The organism is Ignavibacteriota bacterium (assembly GCA_016212665.1).
GTDB lineage: Bacteria > Bacteroidota > Ignavibacteria > UBA10030 > SZUA-254 > FW602-bin19.
Genome location: JACREZ010000013.1, coordinates 45,176 through 69,064, shown reverse-complemented (window position 1 = coordinate 69,064; position 23,889 = coordinate 45,176). Strand labels below are relative to the sequence as shown.

Genomic DNA, 23,889 nt, shown 5'->3' with positions numbered 1-23,889 from the left:
AGAATGTCGTGCATAATGCAAGATGGAGTATTGTCTTGCTAAGTATTCTAACCGAAAAAATCTGTTAATCTGAGAGATTTCCCAATCTATCAAACACTAATTGCTGGCATCTTATTTGAGTAAATGAGATATAGTTCAAATTAATTGTTTGGTAATTTATTCAGTGAGAATTCAATAAGGAATGTAATGGCTGTTAAAGCGAAGACAGAAAAAAATGGTCGCATCGGAATTATCGAAATCAAAGGCTCGTTAGTCGGCGATAGTGAAACCGATAGTTTCCGGGAAGCATACAGCGACCTCATCGAACAGGGAAATAAGTTTTTAGTTATCAATCTCAAAAAGGTTAATTACATCAACAGTTCGGGAATCGGTGCGCTGATAGGTTCTCACACTTCCTACGCGAAAATCGGTGGGGAAGTAAAGTTGGCAGGCTTAAGCAACAATGTTCAGAACTTGCTCGTCGTAACCAAACTAATTGATATTTTCGACACACACGATACCGTCGAAGAAGCAGTACAGAGTTTTGTAAAAGAAAAATCACTAAGTTAATTCACTCACGTTTCAACTAATTTCATGGAGTTCAAATGAAACAATCCGTATTCGCCACCATTTTAGTGGTTGGCGCTCTTGCAATATCGTTCGCAATCTATCTTTATATTTTAGGAAGTCCGGATAACTTCTCCGACGGAGAAAACCGGGAAAAACCAACCAACCTTATGGGAACCGTTTATACAGGCGGACCAATCGTGCCTGTGTTAATCACGCTCTCCATTATGGTTATCACATATGTTATTGAGCGAATGCTCTCGCTAAAGAAAGCCCAGGGACGCGGTTCATTAGCATCATTTTTGAAAAATCTTCAAGGTGCATTAGCCACCGGGGATATAGAAACCGCGATCGCCGCGTGTGATAAACAGCGGGGTTCGATGGCAAACATTATTCGCTCCGGCTTGGAAAAATATAGCGCCCTCGCGAAGGACAAGAATTTAGAAGCAAGCAAGCAGATGGATGAAGTCCAACGCTCCATCGAAGAAGCAACAGCATTAGAAATGCCGATTCTCGAACGGAACCTGATTGCAATGTCAACCATTGCTTCAGTTTCTACGATGTTCGGTCTTCTTGGAACGGTCGTCGGTATGATTCGCGCATTCTCTGCATTGGCAAACGCCGGCGCACCGGATGCAGTTCAACTTTCGATTGGTATTTCCGAAGCGCTTATCAACACCGCGCTTGGTATCTTCGGCGGTATCGTTGGTATTATCGCGTACAACTTCTTCGTCAATAAGGTTGACCATTTCACCTATATGATTGATGAAGCAAGTTATGATGTAATTCAAACATTAACAGCAAAAACGAAGTAACACCTCAAAGGTGAGAATATGCCAAAATTTAAAAAAGCCCGGATTGCTGTCAAGATAGACATGACTCCGATGGTGGACGTGGCGTTTCTGTTGTTGACATTCTTTATGTTGACGACGCAATTCCGTCCGCCGGAAGAAGTTCAGATAATCTTGCCATCATCCCACTCAGCATTCAAATTGCCTGAGACTGACGTGATGATGGTAAGTATCTCCAAAGATAGCCGAGTCTTTTTAGGATTTGATTCACAAAAGATGAGACAAAGAATATTCGGTGAAGAGAATAAACTCAAAGCCGGAGTGGAAGTTGATATTAAAGCGCTTCCCGATTTGTTGATTCGCGCGAGAACGGCAAATCCTAAACTGCGTACGGTAGTCAAAGGAGATGTGGATGCGGAATATGGAATCACCGAAGACGTGATGGATGTTCTGCAAAAGACCAACATAACTCGTTTTAACCTTATCACAGATTTAGAAAAGTAGAAAGGAACAGATTATGGCTGATGTTGGTGGCGGTGGTGCCCCTCGCGGACACGACAAGAAAAAGAAAAAGAAAAAAATGCGCCGGATTAGCATCCGTATAGACATGACACCGATGGTGGACGTAGCATTTTTATTACTCACATTTTTCATCATGACGACGACGATGAGTCGTCCGCAAACGATGGAAATTAACTTGCCTCCCGGTGAGACGCAAGTTGAAGTTGCAGAAAGTAATCTGCTCACGCTTCGTGTAAAAGAAGATGGTTCAATCTTCTGGAACATCGGAGTTGAAAAGCCCAATAAGATTGAGTTTGCAAAACTTCGCGAAACGTTAGAACAGAAAGCGGCTCAAAATCCGAAACTGATTACACTCATCAAGATTGACCGAAAAGGAAAATACGTGATGATGGTGGATATCATGGATGAGCTGAATCTTGCAAACATTACTCGTTTCAGTTTAGCGCCGATGGAAGAAACTGACAAGAAAATCCTTGAACAAGCAGAAACAGCATCGTAGAAAGGAGATGAGAAAATGACACAAGTAGAAGCAACAGTCCAATATGGAATGCGCGAGTTGAAAAAACTCTATCAAAAGTATGCTTTTGTAGGGTTGGCAATTGCCGCATTAATGCACTTTGGAATTATCGGTGTGTATTATTTAGTCGGTTATCTTCAGGAAGAAGAAGAGCCGGTTGTAATGGTACGCATAACAAAATATACAGACTTAGGTCCTCCTCCTTCAATCACAAATGCAGAAGCGGCTCCTGCAGTTCAGGTGAGCGCTCCGGTTGCCCGACCGACCGTCGGCGTGCCGGTTCCCGTGCCTGATGCTGAAGTCAGTCCCGAACAGACAATTGCATCACAGGAAGAACTTGCGGCAGTGCAAAGCCCGGTTATTTCGATGGATGGAGATGGTGGCGGAATTCAAGTCGAACAAGATTTGAAAGTCGAGTTAGATGAAGAACCGCCCGATTTCGTTCCGGTTGAAAAGCAACCCGTGCCTGTCAAGCAGGTTCCCCCCGAATATCCTGACATCGCAAAACGCGCCGGTGTTCAGGGAACGGTCTGGGTGAAATGCCTGGTGGACAAAGAAGGAAAAGTTAAGAAAGCGGTCATCATGAAAAGCGATGCGGAAATCTTTAACGAGCCGGCAATTCAAGCCGCGCTCCAATGGGTTTTCACACCGGCAATCATGAACAACGGACCCGTTGCCGTTTGGGCGGCAATTCCGTTCCGCTTTGTGTTGAATAAATAATTACGTGTGTCATTCTGAATCCCGTTGTATCGGTGATTCAGAATGACATAACATAAAACAGTTAGGAACAATTCAAACAGATGTGAAGTAACACCATTGTAATCAATTCGGAAACGAAGAGAAGAAAGGAAAGAATAATCATGACAGCAATATTGAACTCAGACCACTTCAGGACGAGAGGATTGCAAAACTTATCCTATCAAAAGAACGCGTTTTACGGATTGACCTTCGCCTTACTTTTTCATCTCTCCTTTATCGCGACTTACTATTTTACGAATAGTTTGGATGGTGGTGTTAATCCTCAAAGTGATTCAGGAATTATTTTTTGTAGATTAACACCTTTTCCAGTTCCTATAACAGATGTAGCTACAGGAACAGGTTACAAAGTCACAATACCTTTAAGTAAACCAACTTTTGGTGTGCCGATTCCTGTTCCCGGTGTTGAGATTTCTCCTGAAAAAACAATTGCGACTCAACGGGAGATTTCCCAAGCGAATGATTCTCAACTGAGAAATTATTTTGGAACAGGAAAAGAAATTGTTTCTCAACCAATTATAAAAATTGAAAATGAAGCAGAACCACCAATTGATTCATTTATTGCTGTTGAAATCCGACCACAAATAGTAAAACAAATTGTGCCCGATTTTCCTGATATCGCTCGTCGTGCTGGTGTTGAAGGAACGGTTTGGGTGAACTGCCTTGTTGATAAAAATGGAAGAGTGAAAAAAGCAATTGTCATGAAAACCGATAACCCGATTTTCAATGAATCGGCAACCGAAGCGGCAATGCAATGGTTGTTTACTCCTGCCATCATGAACGATGGTCCCGTTACAGTTTGGGCAACAGTACCGTTTAAATTTCAATTGAACAAGTGATGTTTAATCCGTCAATCATAATTTACATAGTCAGTTACTTCACGGCATCGTTGATTGCGGTGCTTGGAGTAGCGGCGTTGTTCGGTTGGTTTTTCCCGACATACATCCCGGAAAACATTCGCCTGCTTTTAGGTGTGATGATGATTCTGTGGGGAATCTACCGTGTTGTGAGTACGCGAATGAAGCAACAACAGGAAGTGAGAGAACGAGATGAAGAGTAGCCTGTTCAGATATTCGCTCGTGTTTGTTCTTGCTTTGACATTCTTTGGTTGTTGGAAAGAACGAAAAGAAACAACCACCAAAGGTGAAGTGGATGTTTTCGTTGATGAATCAGTGTTTCCTGTGATTAAACAACAGGAAGAAAAGTTCGAGTCACTCTACGCTCAAGCAAAGGTGAATTTGCACTCGCTGACAACACGCGAAGCGATTGTAAGATTTTTGAATGTCGAAACGACGAAAGTGATTATTACATTTCGCCCGATGAACGGTGAAGAGCAGTCGGTTGCACAACGGGCAGGATTGAAATTTCAGGAGATGAAAATTGCTCTTGATGGTGTTGTACTGATTGTCAACAAAGCCAACCCGGTTGAATCATTACGAACGACACAACTTGACAGCATCTTCCGCGGCGTAACTACAAAGTGGAATGAACTTGGATGGAAGAACAGTTCGTATTCAATCGGTACGAGTATTCCCGACCAGAATTCCGGTGCGTTCGAAGTTATGGCAGTAAAGATATTGCACGGAGAAAAGTTCGGTCCGGTTGCAAACATTACCTCCTCAGCCGACTCACTCATTGAATACGTTGAACAGTATGAGAATGGTCTTGGTTTTCTTAGCATCGGTCAACTGCGCGGCAAGGATGAAAACGTGAAGATTCTTGCTATCTCCAATCCGAACGCTCCTGATTCGTTGCATAGAGAAGGAGAATATTTCACTCCTCATCAGGCACACATGTACCGCGGCTATTACCCGATAACAAGTGAAGTCTATGTCTATTCCCGTGCTGATAAATTCAATGTTGGAACCGGATTTGTTTCATTCATTGCAAGCGCAGCGGGGCAAAAATATTTTCTCAACTACGGACTCGTTCCGGCAACAATGCCCGTCCGTCTGGTTGAATTAACAAAAAGAGAGATTAACCCGTGAAAACAATTATCAAAAACATTTGCTCATTCGTTCTTGTCACTCTTATCGTTGCAACATCAACTCATGCTGACGATAGATATTTGAATTGTATGGACGCATTCAATAAAAAAGATTATGCATCTGCAATTCCCTGCCTGAGAGAAGCCAATCGCAAAGACAAGAAAAACCCGAAAGGATTTTTCTATCTTGGAAAAGCATTGCTTGCTATTGATTCTGCTGAAGCCGCTGTTCCGGAATTGATTCAAGCGCGTGAGTTAGATACTGCAAACATTGAAGTGTATGTGCTACTCGGTGACGCGTACGTAAAGCAAAATCTTTATTCTGTCTCGATTGATTTTTATAAAAAAGCGGCTGACATGGATAGTTTAAATCCTAACTATCATGAAAAATTAGCCGATGCCTATATGAAGACCCGCCAATACACAGAAGCCGCAACTGCCTATCGCAGAGTTATTGCCCGTGATACATCAAACTTAGAGATGTTTAAAAAACTCGGCAACCTATTGTATAAAGCGAAACAATATGCCAACTCATTACCGTTTCTCGTTCATTACGTTTCAAGAGACACCAACGCAATAGAAGAAAAATATTCAGTCGTCAACGCGATGTATCTGACTAATCGTTTTGCGGAGTTGATTCCTTATGGTGAGAATCTTTTAAAATCTGACTCTACCAAAATAGATGTGCTGAGAATGGTTTCTTACGGCTATGTGAAAGCGAAAGATTATGCGAATGCCGAAATTTCATATCTGAAACTTGAACAAAAAGATACGTTGACTGCTGAAGAATATCTTGAACTTGCTAAGGCGTTAAAGGCGATGGAGAAAAATGATTCAGCAATTGTTTATTATGAAAAAGCAAAACAAAAAGATTCAACTCTCACTGCAATTTTTTATGACCTCGGTTCATTATACATGGGAAAGAAAATGTATAAAGAGGCGGCAGAAAATTTTGAACGAAAGATTGCAACCGATACAACTTCCGGTTATCAATTTGCTTCGCATCTTAATGCCGGTTTGTGTTTGATGCAGTTGAAAGAATACAACGCATCGCTTGCACATATCAAAGCAAGTCTTGAAATTCGTCCCGACTATTTACAAGGATGGAGTTCCCTCGCGGCATGTTATGCACAGATGGAAGACTCGACTGCTCAGCAACGCATTGCAAATCAAAAAGTAATTGAATTGATAACCACTGGTGGGGAAGAGAGTTTAGAGAAGAACAAAGGAAAGTTAGAAGAAGCATATCGAGTTGAAGGAATTATTTCCTTCACAGAAAAAAATTATGACCGTGCTTTGACAAACCTTTTAAAAGCCTATCAACTCGACCCGAAGAATTGCCAGACAAATTTACTTATTGCACAGTGTTATGCAGTTCAAAAGAAGAACGACGATGCAAAAAAGTATCTTTGCAAAGTACTCAATCAATGTCCGAAAAATGAAGATGCGAAGAAATTAGCCGCGTTCATCGGTGTCGTGAATGGAGATTGTAAATAAGAAATAATTGGTTCTCCGGGACTGATTCGGTTTTTACATTTTTTTTCTGTAATTTTGCACCGTTCTGAACGGTGATGCCGTTCCGCCTCTGTCAAAGTGGGGCGGAACGTGTCATTTTTCCCGGAACCGTGTGCAAATTTTCCCTTCTCGTTAGTAATATTATTTAAGGTTATTGACTTATTTTCTCAGATTATGAGTGTTCGTATCATTACCTTCTACAAATATTTCTAATCTTTCGTTTGCGCAAACCGGGAATTGCATTTTCCATCAATATTAATCGTAACCAATAACTATCCACCCAACGACGAATCGCCTAAGGCGTTCTCGTTGACAACTAAGGAATTTTAGATAGCACTATGGAATTAACTCTTATTTTAGGCATCAGTATCTTCGGTTTACTCTTTGCGTTGTATCTCATCAAGGATGTAATGAGGCGACCGACCGGAAGTGAAAAGATGCAGGAAATTTCCAACGCGATTAAGCAGGGAGCGGAAGCCTTCTTGCGTCGCCAAAACAAAACCATCATCTACCTTGCGCTTGCGCTCGGACTTCTTATTTACATTTTATACGCCTTCGTTCGTGCGCATAACGAGCACGACCCTGCGTCTCAAGCCGACCTTGCGCTTTGGACTACGCTTTCTTTTATTCTCGGCGCTGCATGTTCTGTTGCCGCTGGGTATATGGGGATGTGGGTTTCTATCCGCTCAAATATTCGTACTGCCGCGGGCGCATTGAAAGATATGAACAGCGCATTGCAACCGGCGTTACGAGGCGGTGCTGTTTCAGGATTCTTTGTCGTAGCAATGAGTTTGCTTGGCGTCGCAGGATTGTTTGCTTTAGTGGATGCCGCCGGAGTTACTGACGATGTGACAAAAATTCCTTTGTTGATTGTCGGTTATGGTTTCGGTGCAAGTTTCGTTGCGCTTTTTGCACAACTTGGTGGAGGAATTTATACAAAGGCGGCTGATGTCGGCGCAGACCTTGTTGGAAAAGTCGAAGCCGGAATTCCCGAAGATGACCCCCGCAATCCTGCTGTGGTCGCTGACCTTGTCGGTGATAATGTCGGTGATTGTGCCGGTCGTGGCGCTGACTTGTTTGAATCAACAGCGGCAGAAAATATCGGAGCAATGATTCTCGCGGCGGGTTTGTACAAAGCTAACGTCGGTATTTTTGAAAGTCATGGTTTGACACTTATTGGTGTTTTACTCTTCCCGCTTGTAGCGCGTGCATTTGGTATTCTTGCATCCATCGTCGGAATCATGATGGTCAAAGTGAAAAATGAAAAAGAAGACCCGATGAAAGCATTGAACCGTGGTTATTGGATAACCTCAGTTCTGGCAATTATCGGATTTTTTGTTGCCTCACGTTGGTTGTTAGGTGAACAATATTATTTCAATTTCTTCTTATGTGGTTTGATTGGAGTGTTGACTTCGATAGCATTCGTTCTCATAACTCAGTATTACACTGAATACAAATATCGTCCTGTGAAGTTTATTGCAGAGGCATCGCAAACCGGACCCGCAACAAACATTATCAGTGGTATTGCAATCGGGATGGAATCAACCGGTTATCCGGTACTTGTTATTGCCGCCGCAATTGTAAGCGCATATTTCCTCGGCGCAAACTCTGGACTTGAACACGCTGGATTGTTCGGAACTGCGGTTGCTACGATGGGAATGTTAGGAACTGCCGCGTATATTCTTGCAATGGATACGTTTGGACCCATCACCGATAACGCAGGTGGAATTGTTGAAATGAGTCAACAACCGCATGAAATTCGCGAGCGAACAGACCGACTTGATTCTGTCGGAAACACAACAAAAGCCTTAACGAAAGGTTACGCAGTTGGTTCAGCCGCGCTTGCCGCATTCCTTCTGTTCAGCGCTTACATTGATGAAGTGAAAATTTACATGCCGACGTTTGAAGGAGTCATCAATCTCAACAAACCGGAAGTGTTTGTCGGTGCGTTATTCGGCGCGGTGTTAGTATTTTTATTCTCCTCGATGGCGATTAAAGCAGTTGGTCGTGCCGCCTATGCAATCATCAACAATGTACGTGACCAATTCAAAAACAATCCAGGAATTATGTTGGGAACAACAAAACCGGATTATGGACAATGCGTTGATATTGCAACACGAGCGGCATTGAAAGAAATGGTTCTGCCGGGTTTGCTAGTGGTTGGAATGCCTGTTGTGGTTGGACTTGTCTTCAAATGGTTATTTGTTTCTCAAGGTTCTCCTGTTCATGGAGCGAGCGGCGCTGAAGTTGTCGGTGGTTTTCTCATGGTTGGAACGATTGTGGGAATTCTCATGGCGCTCTTCCTCAATAACAGCGGCGGCGCGTGGGATAATGCAAAGAAATACATAGAAACCGGCGCGTACGGTGGAAAAAAATCCGACCCGCACAAAGCATCGGTTGTGGGCGATACAGTGGGTGACCCGTTCAAAGATACAGCCGGTCCATCGCTTCACGTGTTAATCAAATTACTCTCAACCATTACCCTTGTGTTAGCTCCGTTGTTTATCTAACGGTGATTGAATATCGGGGAAATTTTTCGGGAGGCGAAACAAAAGTACTTGTGTTGAGTAAACAAGAGAAATTATTCTTGCTTTAGTAGTTTGAATTTCGTACATATATGCCCGAAAATAATACATGGCTGACGAAAACAATATAAACTCAATACACAATCAGGAATCGGAAAAAGGTGTCCGTAAACTTTGCGCAATCATGTTTACGGACATCAAAGATTTTTCCGGCAAAATGCAGCGTGATGAAGTAGGCACCATGCGTATGCTCGGCATTCATAACAGGATGATGACCGAAGCAGTACATAAGTACGGAGGCGTTGTTATTAAAACCATCGGGGATGCATTTCTTGTTACCTTCGACAGCGTTGTGAGTGCGACTCAATGCGCAGTCGAAGTTCAGCAAAGTTTCCTTCAATACAATTCCCAAATCAAAAACGAAGACGAAAAAATCACCGTTCGAATCGGCGTCCATCTTGGTGATGTGTTTGTTAAAGAAAACGATGTTTTTGGTGATGGCGTCAATATCGCTTCCCGTGTTCAATCCATTGCTGAAGTTGGCGGTGTCAACATATCGGAAAGTGTCTATCAGCAAGTAAGGATGAAACTAAACATCAAGGTGTTGAATCTTGGTGTCCCGCAGTTGAAGGGAATTGACCAACCGATAAAAGTTTATCAAATCATTGTCATTCCGACAGACAAGGCGAGCGGGAAATTTTCAACAAACTTGTATGTGGCGAAAACAATCCTCAAGCGAAAAAAAACGAAGAAGAGAATTGCATATGGATTTGCAACCATTCTTGTTCTTGCTGCAGTTTATATTTTTGTGTTTGCGCCGGAACCACCGCCCAATTCGTTAGCAGTTTTACCATTCGACTATAAAGGTGACTCATCTTTTTCATATCTCGCTGGTAGTTTTACAGATGACATTCGTACTTCCTTGCAAAACATGACTCATATTAAAGTTCTTCAATCAGGAAGTACTGACGGATATAGAAACACTAAAAAAGGAGAAGATGAAATTGCCAAAGAATTAAATGTGCGGTATTTGTTAAGAGGGTCTTTAGAATTTCAAGATGATGATTTAACGATACGGTTCCGATTGGTTGAACCACATGAACAACGGGACATTGAAAGCCGGGATTTCTCTTATCTTAAGAAAAAGGATATGTCGAAAATTCGAGGTGAAATACTTCGACAAGTTGTTTCATTATTTGAATCACAAATCAAGGGAGATTATGTTCCGAAGCCGGAAGCGTATGAGCATTTCATGGCTGGATTAGAATATGACCGACGAGAACGGAAGGAAGATAACCAATTAGCAATATCCGAACTAACTCAGGCGATTGAAAAAGATGAAAAATTTCTCCCTGCATACATAAAACTAGCAAGCACACAGTTACTGAATCACGAACGAGGCTATGATTTAAATGAGAGATGGTTAATTGAGGCAGAAAAAAATATTCGAAAAGTATTATCTTTCGATAGTACAAATTCTGAAGCATATTTGTTGCTCGGTCGACTGAACATCGAGCGAGGAGATAGAAAAAAGGGAGTGGAATATTTGGAACGTTCAATTCAAATGGATCCTAATCTGATGCGGGCATATGTCACCTTAGCGAATGAATACTTATTAAATCTTAATGACCCCCCAAAAGCAATCAGTGTGTTGTTGAAAGCGTTTGAAATAGAACCGACAAACTATAACATTTCCGTCAACTTAGCTGTTGGTTACGCCATGATGAAGAAATATGATGAGTCTGTTGAAGTCTTCAGGCGAGCCACAAAATTAAATCCGGAACATGAATTACCATGGATTAACTTGGCATACCTGTACGAGATATTGGGTAAACAAGACAGCGCGCTTCTTTCTTATGAAAATGCATTGAAACTCAATCCGGCGAATCCTATCACCGCTGAATATCTCGGTATTCTTTTTCTCAATAAAGGTAATTATACAAAGGCAGAATCAACAATAGTAGCATGCTTAAAGTATGAGCCTTCGAATTATCGGTTGATTTATACATTGGGGATAACACAATATCGTCGCGCGAAAAAGGATGTTGCGGTAAAAGCCTGGCGTGATGGACTAAGTCTTGCAGAAGAAAATACAAAGCTCAATCCCAATGTTGCAGAACATTATTATTTTGTTGGATTATTTTCCGCCCGACTTGGAGAAAATGAAAAAGCAATTTCAAATATACTGACAGCAGTGAAAATGGATTCCTCAGAAAACAATCTCATGGGTGCAGCGCGGGTGTATGCAATTCTGGGTAAGAAGCAAGAAATGATTTCCTGGTTTTCGCGTGCACGTGCTATGAATCCGGAATATGATGAGGCATTTATAACAAATGATATTGATTTACAAACGTATCGGAATGAAGCAGACTTGATTATAGCTGCTAAACGGTAGTTACCAACGCCAACTGTGAAAAGCCGGTCAGTTCATTGACCGGCTTTTTCATTAATACCTTTGACACTATTTCATCAGAAGCATTTTGCGTTGTGTCTGATACATAACTTTATGATTTGATGTTGAGGCATCAGTGACAGTAATACTATAAAAATAAACGCCACTTGATAATACCTCGTTGTTAAACAACTCTGAATATTTCCCCGCCTGTTGTTGTTTGTTTTCAATGAGTGTAGCAACGAGTTGCCCCAATACGTTAAACACTTTCAGTGTTACAAATCCGTCGGTTGGAATATCGTATCGAATTGTTGTTGATGGATTGAACGGATTTGGATAGTTCTGATACAACGCAAACTTCATAGGAATTGATACGTCTCTGGACGGCAATAATCTTAACCCTACATACGATGTGGGTGTTAATACTGTTGTTTGTCCTTTTCCCAAAAGCGGTATACTGCGTTTGTCAATTACGAGGTCTGCGGAAATGGAAGAGTGTTCCAACGTTTCCCATGAAATTGTGAGCGGGTATTTCGCTGAGGTGATTTGAATCGGAATTTCTCTAACGATTTCTTTGTGCCGAATGGCTGCGATTGAATTATGAGCGAATCGTGCATCGAAAATACCGGATGGCGACAATGGCGGCATTTCAAATGTACTTTCCGTGATTTCATTACTCGAACCAAAATAGAGTGATTGGTTATTCCCATTTGCATCGGATACCAACATTTCTCCAAGACTTTTTAGTATTCTATACGCTGAAGATGTTTTCGCAGTACCCTGAGAACTTTGTTGGAACGTCAAACTTCCAGCATTATTAACTTTTATCCAATATGCATGAAGAGCACGAAGAGTATCTGATACAAAATACCCGTTACGATACCCAAAAAATACACCGGAAATTTCTGCTCCGGTAGTATCAGTGACTGATGATGCGGCAATTGGAAAACTAATAGTTCCGACCAAATTCCAACCGCTTTCAACATCTACTGTGAGGGTGCGTTGTTCTTCACCAAGGATGCCAACGAACTCTGTTGCAGGAAATTTTAACCAGTAACCTGAGCCAATATCAAGTGAAGATTGCTGAAGATAGCCACTATTCTGGTTGAATTTAAAAGCATTTGAATTTGCTGAAGGAAACAGTGCGGCAACCTCGTAGGTTGTTTCCGGGAGTACCGGGATTGAAATCATATTCCAGTTTTGGTGCATTGTATCTGCCACGATTGGACCCTGCAATAACCGAAGGTCGGATTGTGATTGACCTTCAAATAATTCATCGTCGTCGTAACGTAGTTGTAGCGTTGCGTTAAAATTACCTCCGCCTGAATTTGTAATTGTGTACATCCTGCTCACTGTAGGAGAACCATAGTTGATTGAAGTGTTGGTTGCTTTGTTATATCCAGTACCGGGTTTGCCGAGCACCCACTTCGAGAATTTTCCAATCGAATCAACTGTCACTGTATTTGAAATTGTATCAAGCACACCGCCAACTACCTTCCAGTGAAAATCGAAAACATCGGTGGTTGTATCGGGCAACGTTGTAATAAGTACGGTGTCCGGTAATTCTTCTCCTGCGTTAAATGATAGAGAGGAGGATGTACTTTCAAATCTATATGTTCCGCCACTGATTGTGTTAATCACTCTTCTGATGGAACCACGGGGCAAAATTCCTGTACTGTCGATAGCATCGGGCGAAGGATTCTCAATAGTAATCGTATCCTCAGCCCGCGTATTCAACGACCTGTACAACGCAAGACTGTTTTGAATTCTCATATTGCCAATTAGATTTGTGTTCTCGCCATCAATGACAAGATTATAGAAACTATTTGATGTATAATCATTTGGAGTTCTCTCTTTTCCCGGAAGAGTAATTGTTTCACTTTCATTAACTATATCACCGGCAACAATTGATTTTGCAGAATCTCCCTTGAAAACAATAGTTGATTGTCCTGGAGCAAATATTCCATAGTTAATCCAATCGCCATATAGTACAAGTCCGGATTGAGCGTTGGTAAGGGATGACATTGTCCCGCCATCGAAAGAAAGTGTCCCGCCCGAATCAATTTGTAATCTCCCTTGAATGCGGAGAAACATGTTTAACAATCCAAAATGAATTCTCCCTCCTTGTTGAATACGAACAGAATGAATACTATCAGATGGTAATGAATCTATCACGACAGAAGTATCACGAGGAATAATTATCGGAGTCCCGGCATCGGGCGGATGACCGCAGCTCCAATTTGCCGGGTCTTGCCATGAACCACCTACCTGCCCGATATAACGGCACGCTATCGTGTTCCCAAAATCAAGTCCGGTCTTACTTATTCCCTGCGATAATTTCAGAATGTAAATTCCCGGTTGATAACCGGTTGCTACATCCACCGAACGAGGATATGTTTGTACCCATTCATCTTTCAAAACTTCTTTGATGATATACACACCGTCGGGAAGATTCTGGAATGAATAATTCCCAAGTGAATCAGTTGTATCTACCATGACAGTGCTTCGGGACGAATCAAATAATTTTATTTTCCAGTTTTCTAAACCCGGTTCAAGAGAATCTTTTACTCCGTTTGCATTGATGTCAAAGAACTTCATTCCACTCAAAGAATTTGGTAATTTATAATTACCGAAATCCTGATTAGTAATTCTTTGCCCGCTTGTTTTGATAGTATCAAAATAACGGAGGTTAGCCGGATACGTCTGTTGCCATCCTGCCTGATACACTTCATGAATTCTGTACGCTCCGGCAGGAAGATTGTTAAATTCATAATATCCGTCGGATGAAGTGAATGTTGTTTCGTTGACAGTTCCTTTTAGAACGATTTTCCAGTTTGATAAACCTGTTTCATTAGTGTCCCTTGCACCATTATTATTAGCATCATAAAATTTGATACCGCTGATATTACCGAAATTATAGTTGCCGAAATTAATCCCAGTTATGTTATTTCCACTCAATGCAGTAAAAGAATAATTTGAACTTCCGGGAAACGTTTGTGTCCACCCAGCCTGATTAGTTTCAATTAGGCTATGACTACCGGGACCGATGTTTCTGAACTCGAAATATCCTGTGCTATCAGTCGTAACAGATGTCCCGTTGTTCAATGTTATAACCCAACCCGATAGACCAGGCTCGTTGGTATCAAAATTACTATTTATGTTGAGGTCATTGAATTTCTTTCCGCTTAATGAAATTTTCTTAAAATTCAGAAAGCGAATACTATCTTCGAAACCACTTTCAGAAATGGTGAAAGTAAATGTATCGAATGAAGTAATCATCCAACCGCTTGTCGATGAGATTTGCTCTACTTCATACGTTCCAGCATCTAACACAACAGGATAACTTAATAAACCGTCTCCATGAACAAATTCTGAAATAATGGTAGTATCTTGTCTGAGAACAAATGTCGCCAACTCTCCTGCGGGGAGTGGTGCATTGTCAACGGAATCAACAGTTCCGTCACCGTCAATATCAATTGCAAGGTCTATTCGTATTTTGCCTAACTCGAAATTACCAAAATTTATATTTTCATTTGTTAGACTTCCGGGATGAATCGAAATATTATAAAATTCAAATGTAGGATATGTCTTTATCCATCCGGTTTTCAATGATTCTGTTACGATGTAAATACCTTCAGGTAAATGCTGAAACAGGTAATTTCCGTTCGCATCTGTTTGTGTTGTAAGAGAAGCAGGACCTTGTAGGTTGATTGTCCAACCTGCGATTCCTGGTTCGCTTGCATCGCGAGTTCCGTTCTTGTTTATATCTTCAAATTTGTAACCCGAGATACTTCCGCCGCTATCAACCTTTAATGAAAAATCATCAAACGCCCAGCCGCTATCGACACTCATTACATCGGAGTAAGTCCAGTAACGAAATTGAACGAGTGGTTTTCCTGCTACTTCCTGAGTTTGCCGGAATGAAGTAAAATATCCAAACGGACCCTCTGCAATGTCATTTCCTAAACAATCACCATTGCTTGTCCATTTCGGTCCTTGTGGGAACATGGAACCATCCGGAGCGACGGCGGCAGTTTGGTCGAAGCAATTTTGAGAACCGCCAGAATTTTGATAAACGGATTCATCATACCAATAACCGGAATAAGGTGCGCTGAGGTTTTCCATGTTTTCCCAAGTTGCGCCCATATTTGTAGTGAATTGAAATACGCTTCCATCCCAGGATGGTTCGGTACGAATACTGTGCGCAAATTGAATCTTGGGGAAAAAATTGTTACTCACATCAAAGTAGGGTGAAAATAAGAATGAATGTTTTTTAGGAGAATATTCATCCGTGAGTTTTGTTGTCCAAGCCTTAGTACCTGAATGAGTGCCACCTAATTTTTGAGGATTACCTAATTCCCAATCACCTGTTCCCAACCAGCCTTCTGTTTCAGTGTTTGTTTCAAATGTACTTGAGTAATTGTTTCCGTCGAAAATCGGAAAAACTCTGTGGGATTTGAATGATGAATCATTAGCAGGGTAGGAATCTGTAGCATGTTGACTCACTGCCTGTATTGTATATAATTCTAATGAACTGAGTGTCGGTGGTGCCCATGGCGCGGGTACGGTTGCTGAAAAAAAATCAAATGGTGGTGCGGTGAGAGTTACAGTACCGTAGTATATAGCAGTTCCGTTTTCATTTAATACAGAAACAAGCAATACAATATTTTCAGTTGATGAACCATTGTTTTTTCCCCGAACGGTTAAGTTGAGCGGTTGTCCTTCCGGTGAGCCGTACAAATATCCTGCAGAGATATTAAAAAGTTGAATATCACTGAAAGATTGCAGGGTGACATTTTCATCGCATCCGGCATCGGGGCTCATGCCGTTTCGCATTTCTCCATCTCTATCGTTTGCAACTTCTGTAATTTGAACACCAAGATTATTTGCATACGAAGTTCCGAAGTTTGCCAGATGAAGGTCTGTGGGACTTATGAAGCCGGGGTCACCGCTCACACTTGTTTGGCTAAGTCCGCATTGTGAATTCCATCCTTCAATATTTGGAATTCCTTGATAAATGCTTCCATTGGGAGAGTAGAGAACATTATGGTCTTCATAAGAAAAATCCGAACACCTCTTATCGGAAAATAAAACTGTTACCAAACCGTTTCCGTTTGTAGAGGAGTTCATAAAAGCATTGTTCCGGACATTTGCTTCCGACGATAACATGCTATCCCCTTGAACATAAAGACAAGTATTTATTCCGCTATTTGAACTTGCTTGAGAAAGCCAAACGGAGTTGTAGTATATCTTCGGCTGTCTATCTAATGTAAGATGAATTCCTGAAACCAAAACGGCTGATTTTGGATTCGAACTAAGGTCTTTATGTGAATTAACAGATGAAATGCTGTTGTTTGCCAGCAAATTATTTCCGGGCGAAGCAAGTGATAAATTTCCGGTAACTCTAATGCCTGATGAAGATGCTGTAGAGCCATCGGTTCTGTCCCAGACAACATTATTGATTGTGTTAGCTCGAAGAGTAGTGTTAGTTGTTGAAAGTGTTGTTATTCCTGCTATTCGGTTATCAATAGTAGAAAATATAATTTGAGCAGGCATCCGAACACCATCTATCAAATTCGATTCAATGCTTGATGAATCAATTCTATTAAGTAAAATACCACCTGAACTAAGTGAGTCGCGAATGTCGAACATCAAAATAGATGAAGCAATATCAGCAAATCCGCCTCCGAATTTGTTCATTGACACGAACCAATATTTGTCAGGTTGTGATGAAGAAGCGCCGTTCTGGTTAATTCCATACCGCCCGCGTGTTATGATACAGTACTGGATGTTGATAGAATTACACGAACCTGTTCCAACAGAACTTAAAGTTGAAATTGCATCGTAACCTTTAGTTCGGGCTGGGTTGAATCTTCCAAGAATTTTTGTGTTGAGAATTTGAATGTTTGAACTTGAGATAATTCGAATGGCGCCTGCATATTGATTTACGGGTTCAGATTGATTCTCATCGTATTTTATTGTCAAGGCATTAAGGCTCGTCCCATTTGCATTCATTCCATTGATGACAACATTGCTGATTTGTTTGATGACGAGGCATCCGTTTTCAGTATTATCAATGCCAACAGAAACAACACAAGAATTTACTCCGAGCGAGGGTTGAATGGTAATAGTATTGAATCCACCTGCGCCTGCAATTCCGTCGATTATTATCGGTGGTTCAATGTAAACCGAATCGGTGAGAAGAAGTCGGACCTGCCCTGAAATGCCGTTGAGTTTAAGAGCAGATATAGCATCTATAAGTTTAGTAAACTCTTGCCCGGAACCTACAAAATGGTCACCGGAAATCGGGGTGGACGAAACAGAACGTGGAGGTTCTGTTTGTGAATGTACAAATGATTGTACTTCAATGTGATTTTCTTCAGCAAGGATTGAACGAGAAACTTCTGAAGAAGTATTTTTCGGTTTGGATTGAGAAAGAACAGAGGATGAACAAATCCCTATGATGCTTATCGCAATGGAAATGAAAATTACAATGCGAATGATTGACGAATAAATTCGTCTGATGCTGTTTTTCATACAAATATCTCCACAGATGATTGTTAAAGAAAATTACCGGTACGGAAGCAAGAGTGTTTACTCTATGTGTCCTCAAATAAAAAATGAAAATACATTGATGAATTCATAGTCTCACGTTACCGCGCTAATATCATTTTTTTCATATCAGAAAATGAGCCGGCAGTCAACTTATAGAAGTAGACTCCACTTGACCAATCTGTTGTATTGAACGACAGTGAGTGGTGTCCTGCTTTGAATTCTGAATTATTAATGGCTGTGACAATTTCCTGTCCGAGAATGTTGAATATTTTCAAAGTAACAAGTTCATCCTTGGGAAGGTCGAAGGAAATAGTCGTTGTGGGGTTGAAAGGATTCGGGTAATTCTGATACAATGCGAATGATTGCGGGAACTCCGGTGATGGAGTGGTATTGAGTTTTAAAGCAACAGAAACAGCCGGATTGGTTACAGTAATTTTTCCATTTGTCCACAACGGAATTTCTTTCCCGTCAACAAGCAAAGTTGCATTTCCCGACTTATTTGTAATGTTCCATGATATGGTTAATGGTGTAGTCGTTGATGAAAGCGTGACAGGGAGTAATTTCGATGATTGATTTGTCAAATCTTCAAGCATATTTCCTGAAGCAAATCGCGCATCAAAAATTCCTTGTGGCGCTATTGGTGGAAGTTCAAACCGACTCGAATTCAAATTCTTTTTGTATGTGAAATACAACGATTGCTTTGAACCTGATGCGTCGCTGAATGAAATTGAATTGCTTTGCTTCAGTATCTCATCAACGGAAGATTTGGGAGAGGGTGTTGGCTCATTCATATCCAGAACAATTTCAAGCGCAGACGAAGATTTTACCCAATATGCTCTCATAGGTTCGAGTACGGTTGCAAGTTCATATCCATTATCATAACCAAAGAACGATGAAGAAGTAAAATATTCTTTATCATTTTCATTGTTGTAGTAATAGATAGCCGATGGGTCTATAGGATAGCTGATTGTTCCAATCATGTTCCAACCTTCTTCTAGATTAACGACGTTTGAAGTTTGGTCGTTACCGAGAATGGAAATTTCCTCAGTTTGTGGATATTTTAACCAATATCCGGTTCCAAATGATAACGATTGAGAAGATGTATATCCTGCAAAATTGTCAAATCGAAATGCATCAGAGGTGGAATTTCTGAACACAGAATCCTTTTGTGTATCATCGGGAAGAACGGGTAATGAAAGCATGTTCCATCGTCCACGAACCGAATCAACATAGAACGCTCCATACGCAAGTTCCAAATCCTCTTCATTTTGGCCATCATAAATATCTCCGTCTTCATACCGCAGTTGGAGAGTAGCATTGAATGAACTGCCGCCTTCTGCAAGTACCGTGTATGTCCTTGACGCTTTTGGAACAACATAATCAGGATTTGATGCCGTCCCTTTACGGTATCCGGTGCCCGGTTTACCCAATACCCATTTTGAAAAATGGTCGAGTCCCGAAACAGTAAATGTATTCGTTGTGGTGTTTTGAATTGCATCAACCTTTTTCCAGCGTAAGGTTGTTGAATCAGGGTGCGCGTCTGGCTGAGGAGTTACCGAAATATATTCCGGCGCGCCAGTTTCATCAAATTGAATAAAAGAGTCATCACTTTCAAATCTGTACTGGTTGTTCTGAGTAACTTTTCTCCTTAATGTACCCGTTGGTATTAATCCCGAACCTGATAGTGAACCGGCATTGGGATTTTCAAGCGATAATGTATCATCTTCGCCTAAGGATAACGATTCAACTAAATCAAGTTGATTATTTACAACAACATTTCCATTGGTAGAAGTATTTGTCCCGGTAATGGTTAGATTGAAAAATGTATTTCCGGTAATTGCTTTCACCTCTGGGCTCTTTTTCAAGGAGAAACTATTCGCGGGCGGATTGTAGATGATAGTTTTATTGTCCGTTCCCGTAAAGACGATAGTTGAGTTTCCTGCCTGGAAATTCCCTTGATTTTCAAAATCACCATCACAGTATAACCATGTGTTTCCAGAGCCTCCATCTAAAATTGCTTCTTCATCAATCTGTAATTTACCTTCAATGTACAGAGAACCACCGCCGGAATTTAGTTTGGATTTTGATAAAGTATTAAATGTAAGTCTACCGCCCGGACCGATACGTAATGCCCCAATAGAATCATCGAATGGAACATCATATACAATTTCTACTGAATCAAAATATACAGGTGTATCGTTTCCGGGAATGTCGCCACCTTCCCAGTTCCCCGGGTCATTCCATGAACCACCAGGAGGTCCGCTGAATTTATAACCAGAAGCGTTTCCGAAATTGATATTGGTATGAGAAGTTCCACCGGAGATTGTCAATTGGTATTTTCCATTTCCCGCGGGATATGTTTGAAGCCAACTAATTTGTTGTACTTCCGAAAGTTGATAAATGCCTTCGTCTAAATCAGTAAAAGAAAAGAAACCGAATTCGTTAGTGTATGTTGTTTCTGCTTTAAACGTGTTTGTAATGTCTGAGTTAGTAGGAAGTTGTTGCAAAATAATTCCCCAATTTCCCAACACAGTGTCGCCTGAGGTTTCATCATAATATCCCAAATTTACTCTATCCCAGAATTTTATACCGGAGACAGAACCCGGAATCTTGAATTCGGATGGTTGTCGGGCAATGTTGGATATGCGGATTTCATCAATAGAGCAGTGCAATACACCTGTTGATGTTTTTCCAATACCTGAGAATGTTCCCACCGTAACAGGTGCAGGGGAAATGTATAGCGAAGTTGGAAAACTGCCAACGGAAGTTGTTGGTTGTAACAATCCGTTGTGGAAAATTCTGACTTCAAAATTCACCAAATCAATGATTGCCGCAACGTGTTGCCAGGTATTTGCTTGCAACGGATAACTTATTGTAGATGTTTGTGATTGGAAAGTTCCATCGCTACTAAGATTAACTTCGAGTTGATAAAAGGGATTAATTTTGAATTGAAATGCTAACGAACTATCCAGGGGAGAACCATGACCAATAATCAGAACTTCACCTCCTCCATAAAATTCAGGATTCACCCAAGCTTCGAGTGTAAAACTTTCATCAGTAAATTCAAGTGAAGCATTTGAAATGATTTCAATTTGTTGAGTCAACCGAGTGAAGTCACGTGCGTAACCATATTTACCTGGAATGATCTCCGGCGAAGTTGATCCCGATAACGTATCAACAGTACCATTATTCTCTTGCCCGCTGTAATCTTGTATGAATTCTTTTGCGTCGTTCAAATGATAAAGTCCGACGGTGTAACCGTCCGGTAAGTATTCATTCGATGAAGCAAGAGTTGTAAACATCATTGTATTAAAACTGGTTGATGCGCCGCCGACATTTAATGCATTTGCAAAATACTGATACGTCGTGTTCGGTTGTAAATTGTTTACAACTGTGGTGTAAGGGTGAAACAATGTGTCGGAACCAATATTTACCGGTGAAGTAACATTCAAGAGAGAGTCTTTTCCCCATGTAAACCACGCAGTAGTGTTATACCCGTTGGGATTGACTTCGCCCTGAAACGTGGCAGAAGTTAAATCTATGTCAGAAGGAGGTCGAACATAGACAGTCGGAGTAGGGGCGGACGGTGTGGTAAAGCTTTTATCCACTCCATTTGATGTTCCATCGGAATTGGTAGCCGTGATGCGGAAATGATATTGTGTGTTTGGAGTTAATCCGGTGAGTAGTGCAGTAAACGGAACATTCGTGTTGCCACTTCCCACATTAGTAAGTGTTGTAACATTTCCGTACGATAGGGTTGTTCCCCATTGAAACTGTGCGGCAGTTAATTTGCCTTGTGGATTAACAGTTCCATTGAGAACGGCAGATAAAGCACTCGCGATAGTTGCAGGGTTTGTAACTACAGTCGGAGGTGTAGCAAGAGTAACATCAAGATTCGGCTTGATGTTGTATGTAGAGTTCTCTTTGTTGGATTGTGCAAATGTAAGCGTTGAAAAAATAATCAAGGTTGCACTAAGAAGAACAAGAATGGAACGAGTAAACATATTTATACCTTTACGCACAAGATGATGAATTGTAATAAACAAGAAAATTATTTAGTTACGGAATCAAGATTAAAGTAATTCCTGATAATTCTGAGACAACTATAAGAAAATAGTTTGGGAATGTCAAACTTTGGTGTCACAGTAAAAAACAAAATCGAAATAGAAAAGAAGTGAAAATCAAGCATTTGGATAACTGCCGTTTTTTTTGTTAATTTGCACCGAATCAAATGAAAATGTTCTGAAAATTGATGGAAACTCCACAAGCAGTTGCCGCACCGAAACCATCCGCTCCGGCTCGAAAGAAACGACCGAAAGAATTAGCTGTAGTTAATCAGGAAGGTTGTACCGGATGCGAGGTTTGCCTCGAATTTTGTCCTGTTGATTGTATTTACGTCGTTTCCGGACCTGATTACGATGTACACAAGAAAGTAGTTGAGATAGACCTTGATATATGTATCGGGTGTAAGCTCTGCGTGAAATATTGCCCATGGGAAACAATCGAAATGATTGAAAGTGAAACGGCGGGCGATATTGCAAAAGATTGGACATTGCGAACGGTACTTCCTGATAAAGAATGGATGTCCAGTGGAAACGCAGAGGTTTCAGAATTTTTCCCGACCGTATTTTACGGTCAGAAACCTACAGTATAAATTTTCGCTGAAGTAGCTCAGCTGGTAGAGCAGCTGATTCGTAATCAGCAGGTCGAGAGTTCAAGTCTCTCCTTCAGCTCACACACAATCCTGTCTCAATTTTTTTGAGACAGGATTTTTTTATTGAATGAATGTTATGAATAAACTATTTGATGTAATAATCATAGGTGCCGGTCCGGCGGGGATTGCCTGCGCGATCGAATCTCACAAATCAGGCTTGAAGTATCTTCTGGTTGATAAAGGTGGAGTGGTAAACTCCATTCAACAATTTCAACGCGACATGTTTTTCTTTTCGACACCTGAATTGCTTGAAATAGGAAATGTTCCCTTCATCGTTCCAACCACTCGACCCACTTCACTCGATTGTGTGAAGTATTATCGTAGGGTAGTCGAACATTACAATCTGGCAATTCAATTTTATCAAGACATTATTGGCGTGAAGAAGCACGATGGAATATTTTTTCTTGGATCTTCTACGGGAAACACTTTTCAATCCAAAGCAGTTGTGATTGCGACCGGTTATTATGACACTCCAACACCGCTCAATGTTCCGGGTGAGGAACTTCCTCATGTATCGCATTTTTATCGCGATGCGCTACCATTTTATAAGCAACATGTTCTTATCGTTGGTGGAAAAAATTCTGCTGTGGAAGCCGCGTTAGATTTGTATCGTCATGGCGCTTCGGTTACAGTTGTTCATCGAGGAGATGCGTTGAGTCCCGGAGTGAAGTATTGGATTCTCCCGGATTTTGAAAACAGGGTGAAGGAAGGTTCAATCACGCTACAGTTGAAGACTGTTGTGAAAGAATTCAGGCAAGGCATGACTATTGTCGAAAATCAAAATGGAACAAGGACAGAAATCAAAACGGATTTTGCATTTGTCTTGATTGGTTATCTTCCGGATGTTGCATTTTTAAGAAGTGTCGGCATCAATGTGGATGTAGAAACACTCGCACCGCAATGTCATCCTGAAACATTCGAGACAAATGTTCCTGGTCTCTTCGTTGCCGGCGGATTAGTTGGAGGAAAATTCAACAATAAAGTGTTCATCGAAAACGGGAGAGAACACGGGAAGAACATTATTGAAGCGCTGAAGAAAAAATTGAATCATAGATTGCCGTTGACTTAA

Annotated in this window: 15 protein-coding genes and 1 tRNA gene; 14 read left to right on the top strand and 2 right to left on the bottom strand. The window is 41.1% G+C overall.

The window, feature by feature from the left end; all coding sequences use genetic code 11:
* The first annotated feature begins 186 nt into the window (after positions 1-186).
* The 11 genes from HY960_04445 (at position 187) to HY960_04395 (ending at position 11,554) form a co-directional block, all read left to right on the top strand.
* Complete coding sequence (locus HY960_04445) at positions 187-549, top strand: STAS domain-containing protein (GenBank protein ID MBI5214978.1); 363 nt, start codon at positions 187-189, stop codon at positions 547-549.
* Between the two features lie 35 nt (positions 550-584).
* The gene (locus HY960_04440; protein MBI5214977.1) at positions 585-1,361 is read left to right on the top strand and encodes a MotA/TolQ/ExbB proton channel family protein; all 777 of its coding nucleotides are present in this window, start codon (positions 585-587) and stop codon (positions 1,359-1,361) included.
* 18 nt (positions 1,362-1,379) lie between these two features.
* Positions 1,380-1,841: a biopolymer transporter ExbD gene (locus HY960_04435; GenBank protein MBI5214976.1), complete on the top strand. Its 462-nt coding sequence runs from the start codon at positions 1,380-1,382 to the stop codon at positions 1,839-1,841.
* A gap of 13 nt (positions 1,842-1,854) precedes the next feature.
* The gene (locus HY960_04430; GenBank protein MBI5214975.1) at positions 1,855-2,358 is read left to right on the top strand and encodes a biopolymer transporter ExbD; all 504 of its coding nucleotides are present in this window, start codon (positions 1,855-1,857) and stop codon (positions 2,356-2,358) included.
* A 15-nt stretch (positions 2,359-2,373) separates the two neighbouring features.
* The gene (locus tag HY960_04425; GenBank protein ID MBI5214974.1) at positions 2,374-3,096 is read left to right on the top strand and encodes a TonB family protein; all 723 of its coding nucleotides are present in this window, start codon (positions 2,374-2,376) and stop codon (positions 3,094-3,096) included.
* Positions 3,097-3,236: 140 nt separating this feature from the next.
* Positions 3,237-3,971 carry a TonB family protein gene (locus HY960_04420; GenBank protein ID MBI5214973.1) on the top strand — a complete coding sequence of 245 codons (735 nt, stop codon included), beginning with the start codon at positions 3,237-3,239 and terminating at the stop codon, positions 3,969-3,971.
* The gene (locus HY960_04415) at positions 3,971-4,192 is read left to right on the top strand and encodes a hypothetical protein (protein MBI5214972.1); all 222 of its coding nucleotides are present in this window, start codon (positions 3,971-3,973) and stop codon (positions 4,190-4,192) included. The genes HY960_04420 and HY960_04415 overlap by 1 nt, the downstream gene beginning before the upstream one ends.
* Positions 4,182-5,120, top strand: a complete 939-nt coding sequence (locus HY960_04410; GenBank protein MBI5214971.1) for a substrate-binding domain-containing protein — start codon at positions 4,182-4,184, stop codon at positions 5,118-5,120. Before HY960_04415 ends, HY960_04410 begins: the two co-directional genes overlap by 11 nt.
* On the top strand, positions 5,117-6,616 hold the full coding sequence (locus tag HY960_04405) for a tetratricopeptide repeat protein (GenBank protein MBI5214970.1): 1,500 nt from the start codon (positions 5,117-5,119) through the stop codon (positions 6,614-6,616). Before HY960_04410 ends, HY960_04405 begins: the two co-directional genes overlap by 4 nt.
* Positions 6,617-6,972: 356 nt before the next feature.
* Entirely contained in the window at positions 6,973-9,144 is a 2,172-nt protein-coding gene (locus HY960_04400; protein MBI5214969.1) for a sodium-translocating pyrophosphatase, read from the top strand.
* A 124-nt stretch (positions 9,145-9,268) separates the two neighbouring features.
* Positions 9,269-11,554: a hypothetical protein gene (locus HY960_04395; GenBank protein ID MBI5214968.1), complete on the top strand. Its 2,286-nt coding sequence runs from the start codon at positions 9,269-9,271 to the stop codon at positions 11,552-11,554.
* Positions 11,555-11,620: 66 nt separating this feature from the next.
* Here the strand turns inward: HY960_04395 and HY960_04390 are convergent, their stop codons facing one another.
* Both HY960_04390 and HY960_04385 read right to left on the bottom strand, forming a co-directional pair.
* Positions 11,621-18,088, bottom strand: coding sequence for a T9SS type A sorting domain-containing protein (locus HY960_04390; protein MBI5214967.1), 6,468 nt, complete (start codon positions 18,086-18,088; stop codon positions 11,621-11,623).
* 116 nt (positions 18,089-18,204) lie between these two features.
* A complete protein-coding gene (locus tag HY960_04385; protein ID MBI5214966.1) occupies positions 18,205-22,110 on the bottom strand; it encodes a T9SS type A sorting domain-containing protein in 3,906 nt (1,301 codons plus the stop codon).
* A 248-nt stretch (positions 22,111-22,358) separates the two neighbouring features.
* Between HY960_04385 and HY960_04380 the strand changes: the two genes are divergently transcribed.
* The 3 genes from HY960_04380 to ypdA all read left to right on the top strand — a co-directional run bounded on the left by HY960_04380 (position 22,359) and on the right by ypdA (position 23,889).
* On the top strand, positions 22,359-22,760 hold the full coding sequence (locus HY960_04380) for a 4Fe-4S dicluster domain-containing protein (protein MBI5214965.1): 402 nt from the start codon (positions 22,359-22,361) through the stop codon (positions 22,758-22,760).
* A 6-nt stretch (positions 22,761-22,766) separates the two neighbouring features.
* Positions 22,767-22,839: transfer RNA gene (locus tag HY960_04375), tRNA-Thr, on the top strand.
* Between the two features lie 57 nt (positions 22,840-22,896).
* Entirely contained in the window at positions 22,897-23,889 is a 993-nt protein-coding gene (gene ypdA / locus HY960_04370) for a YpdA family putative bacillithiol disulfide reductase (GenBank protein ID MBI5214964.1), read from the top strand.

Excerpts from the sequence above, each read along its gene's own strand:
- ypdA (MBI5214964.1), top strand. The coding sequence starts at position 22,897 with ATGAATAAACTATTTGATGTAATAATCATAGGTGCCGGTCCGGCGGGG.
- HY960_04415 (MBI5214972.1), top strand. The coding sequence starts at position 3,971 with ATGTTTAATCCGTCAATCATAATTTACATAGTCAGTTACTTCACGGCA.
- HY960_04435 (MBI5214976.1), top strand. The coding sequence starts at position 1,380 with ATGCCAAAATTTAAAAAAGCCCGGATTGCTGTCAAGATAGACATGACT.
- HY960_04395 (MBI5214968.1), top strand. The coding sequence starts at position 9,269 with ATGGCTGACGAAAACAATATAAACTCAATACACAATCAGGAATCGGAA.
- HY960_04400 (MBI5214969.1), top strand. The coding sequence starts at position 6,973 with ATGGAATTAACTCTTATTTTAGGCATCAGTATCTTCGGTTTACTCTTT.
- HY960_04425 (MBI5214974.1), top strand. The coding sequence starts at position 2,374 with ATGACACAAGTAGAAGCAACAGTCCAATATGGAATGCGCGAGTTGAAA.
- HY960_04385 (MBI5214966.1), bottom strand. The coding sequence starts at position 22,110 with ATGTTTACTCGTTCCATTCTTGTTCTTCTTAGTGCAACCTTGATTATT.
- HY960_04420 (MBI5214973.1), top strand. The coding sequence starts at position 3,237 with ATGACAGCAATATTGAACTCAGACCACTTCAGGACGAGAGGATTGCAA.
- HY960_04440 (MBI5214977.1), top strand. The coding sequence starts at position 585 with ATGAAACAATCCGTATTCGCCACCATTTTAGTGGTTGGCGCTCTTGCA.
- HY960_04380 (MBI5214965.1), top strand. The coding sequence starts at position 22,359 with ATGGAAACTCCACAAGCAGTTGCCGCACCGAAACCATCCGCTCCGGCT.
- HY960_04410 (MBI5214971.1), top strand. The coding sequence starts at position 4,182 with ATGAAGAGTAGCCTGTTCAGATATTCGCTCGTGTTTGTTCTTGCTTTG.
- HY960_04390 (MBI5214967.1), bottom strand. The coding sequence starts at position 18,088 with ATGAAAAACAGCATCAGACGAATTTATTCGTCAATCATTCGCATTGTA.
- HY960_04430 (MBI5214975.1), top strand. The coding sequence starts at position 1,855 with ATGGCTGATGTTGGTGGCGGTGGTGCCCCTCGCGGACACGACAAGAAA.
- HY960_04445 (MBI5214978.1), top strand. The coding sequence starts at position 187 with ATGGCTGTTAAAGCGAAGACAGAAAAAAATGGTCGCATCGGAATTATC.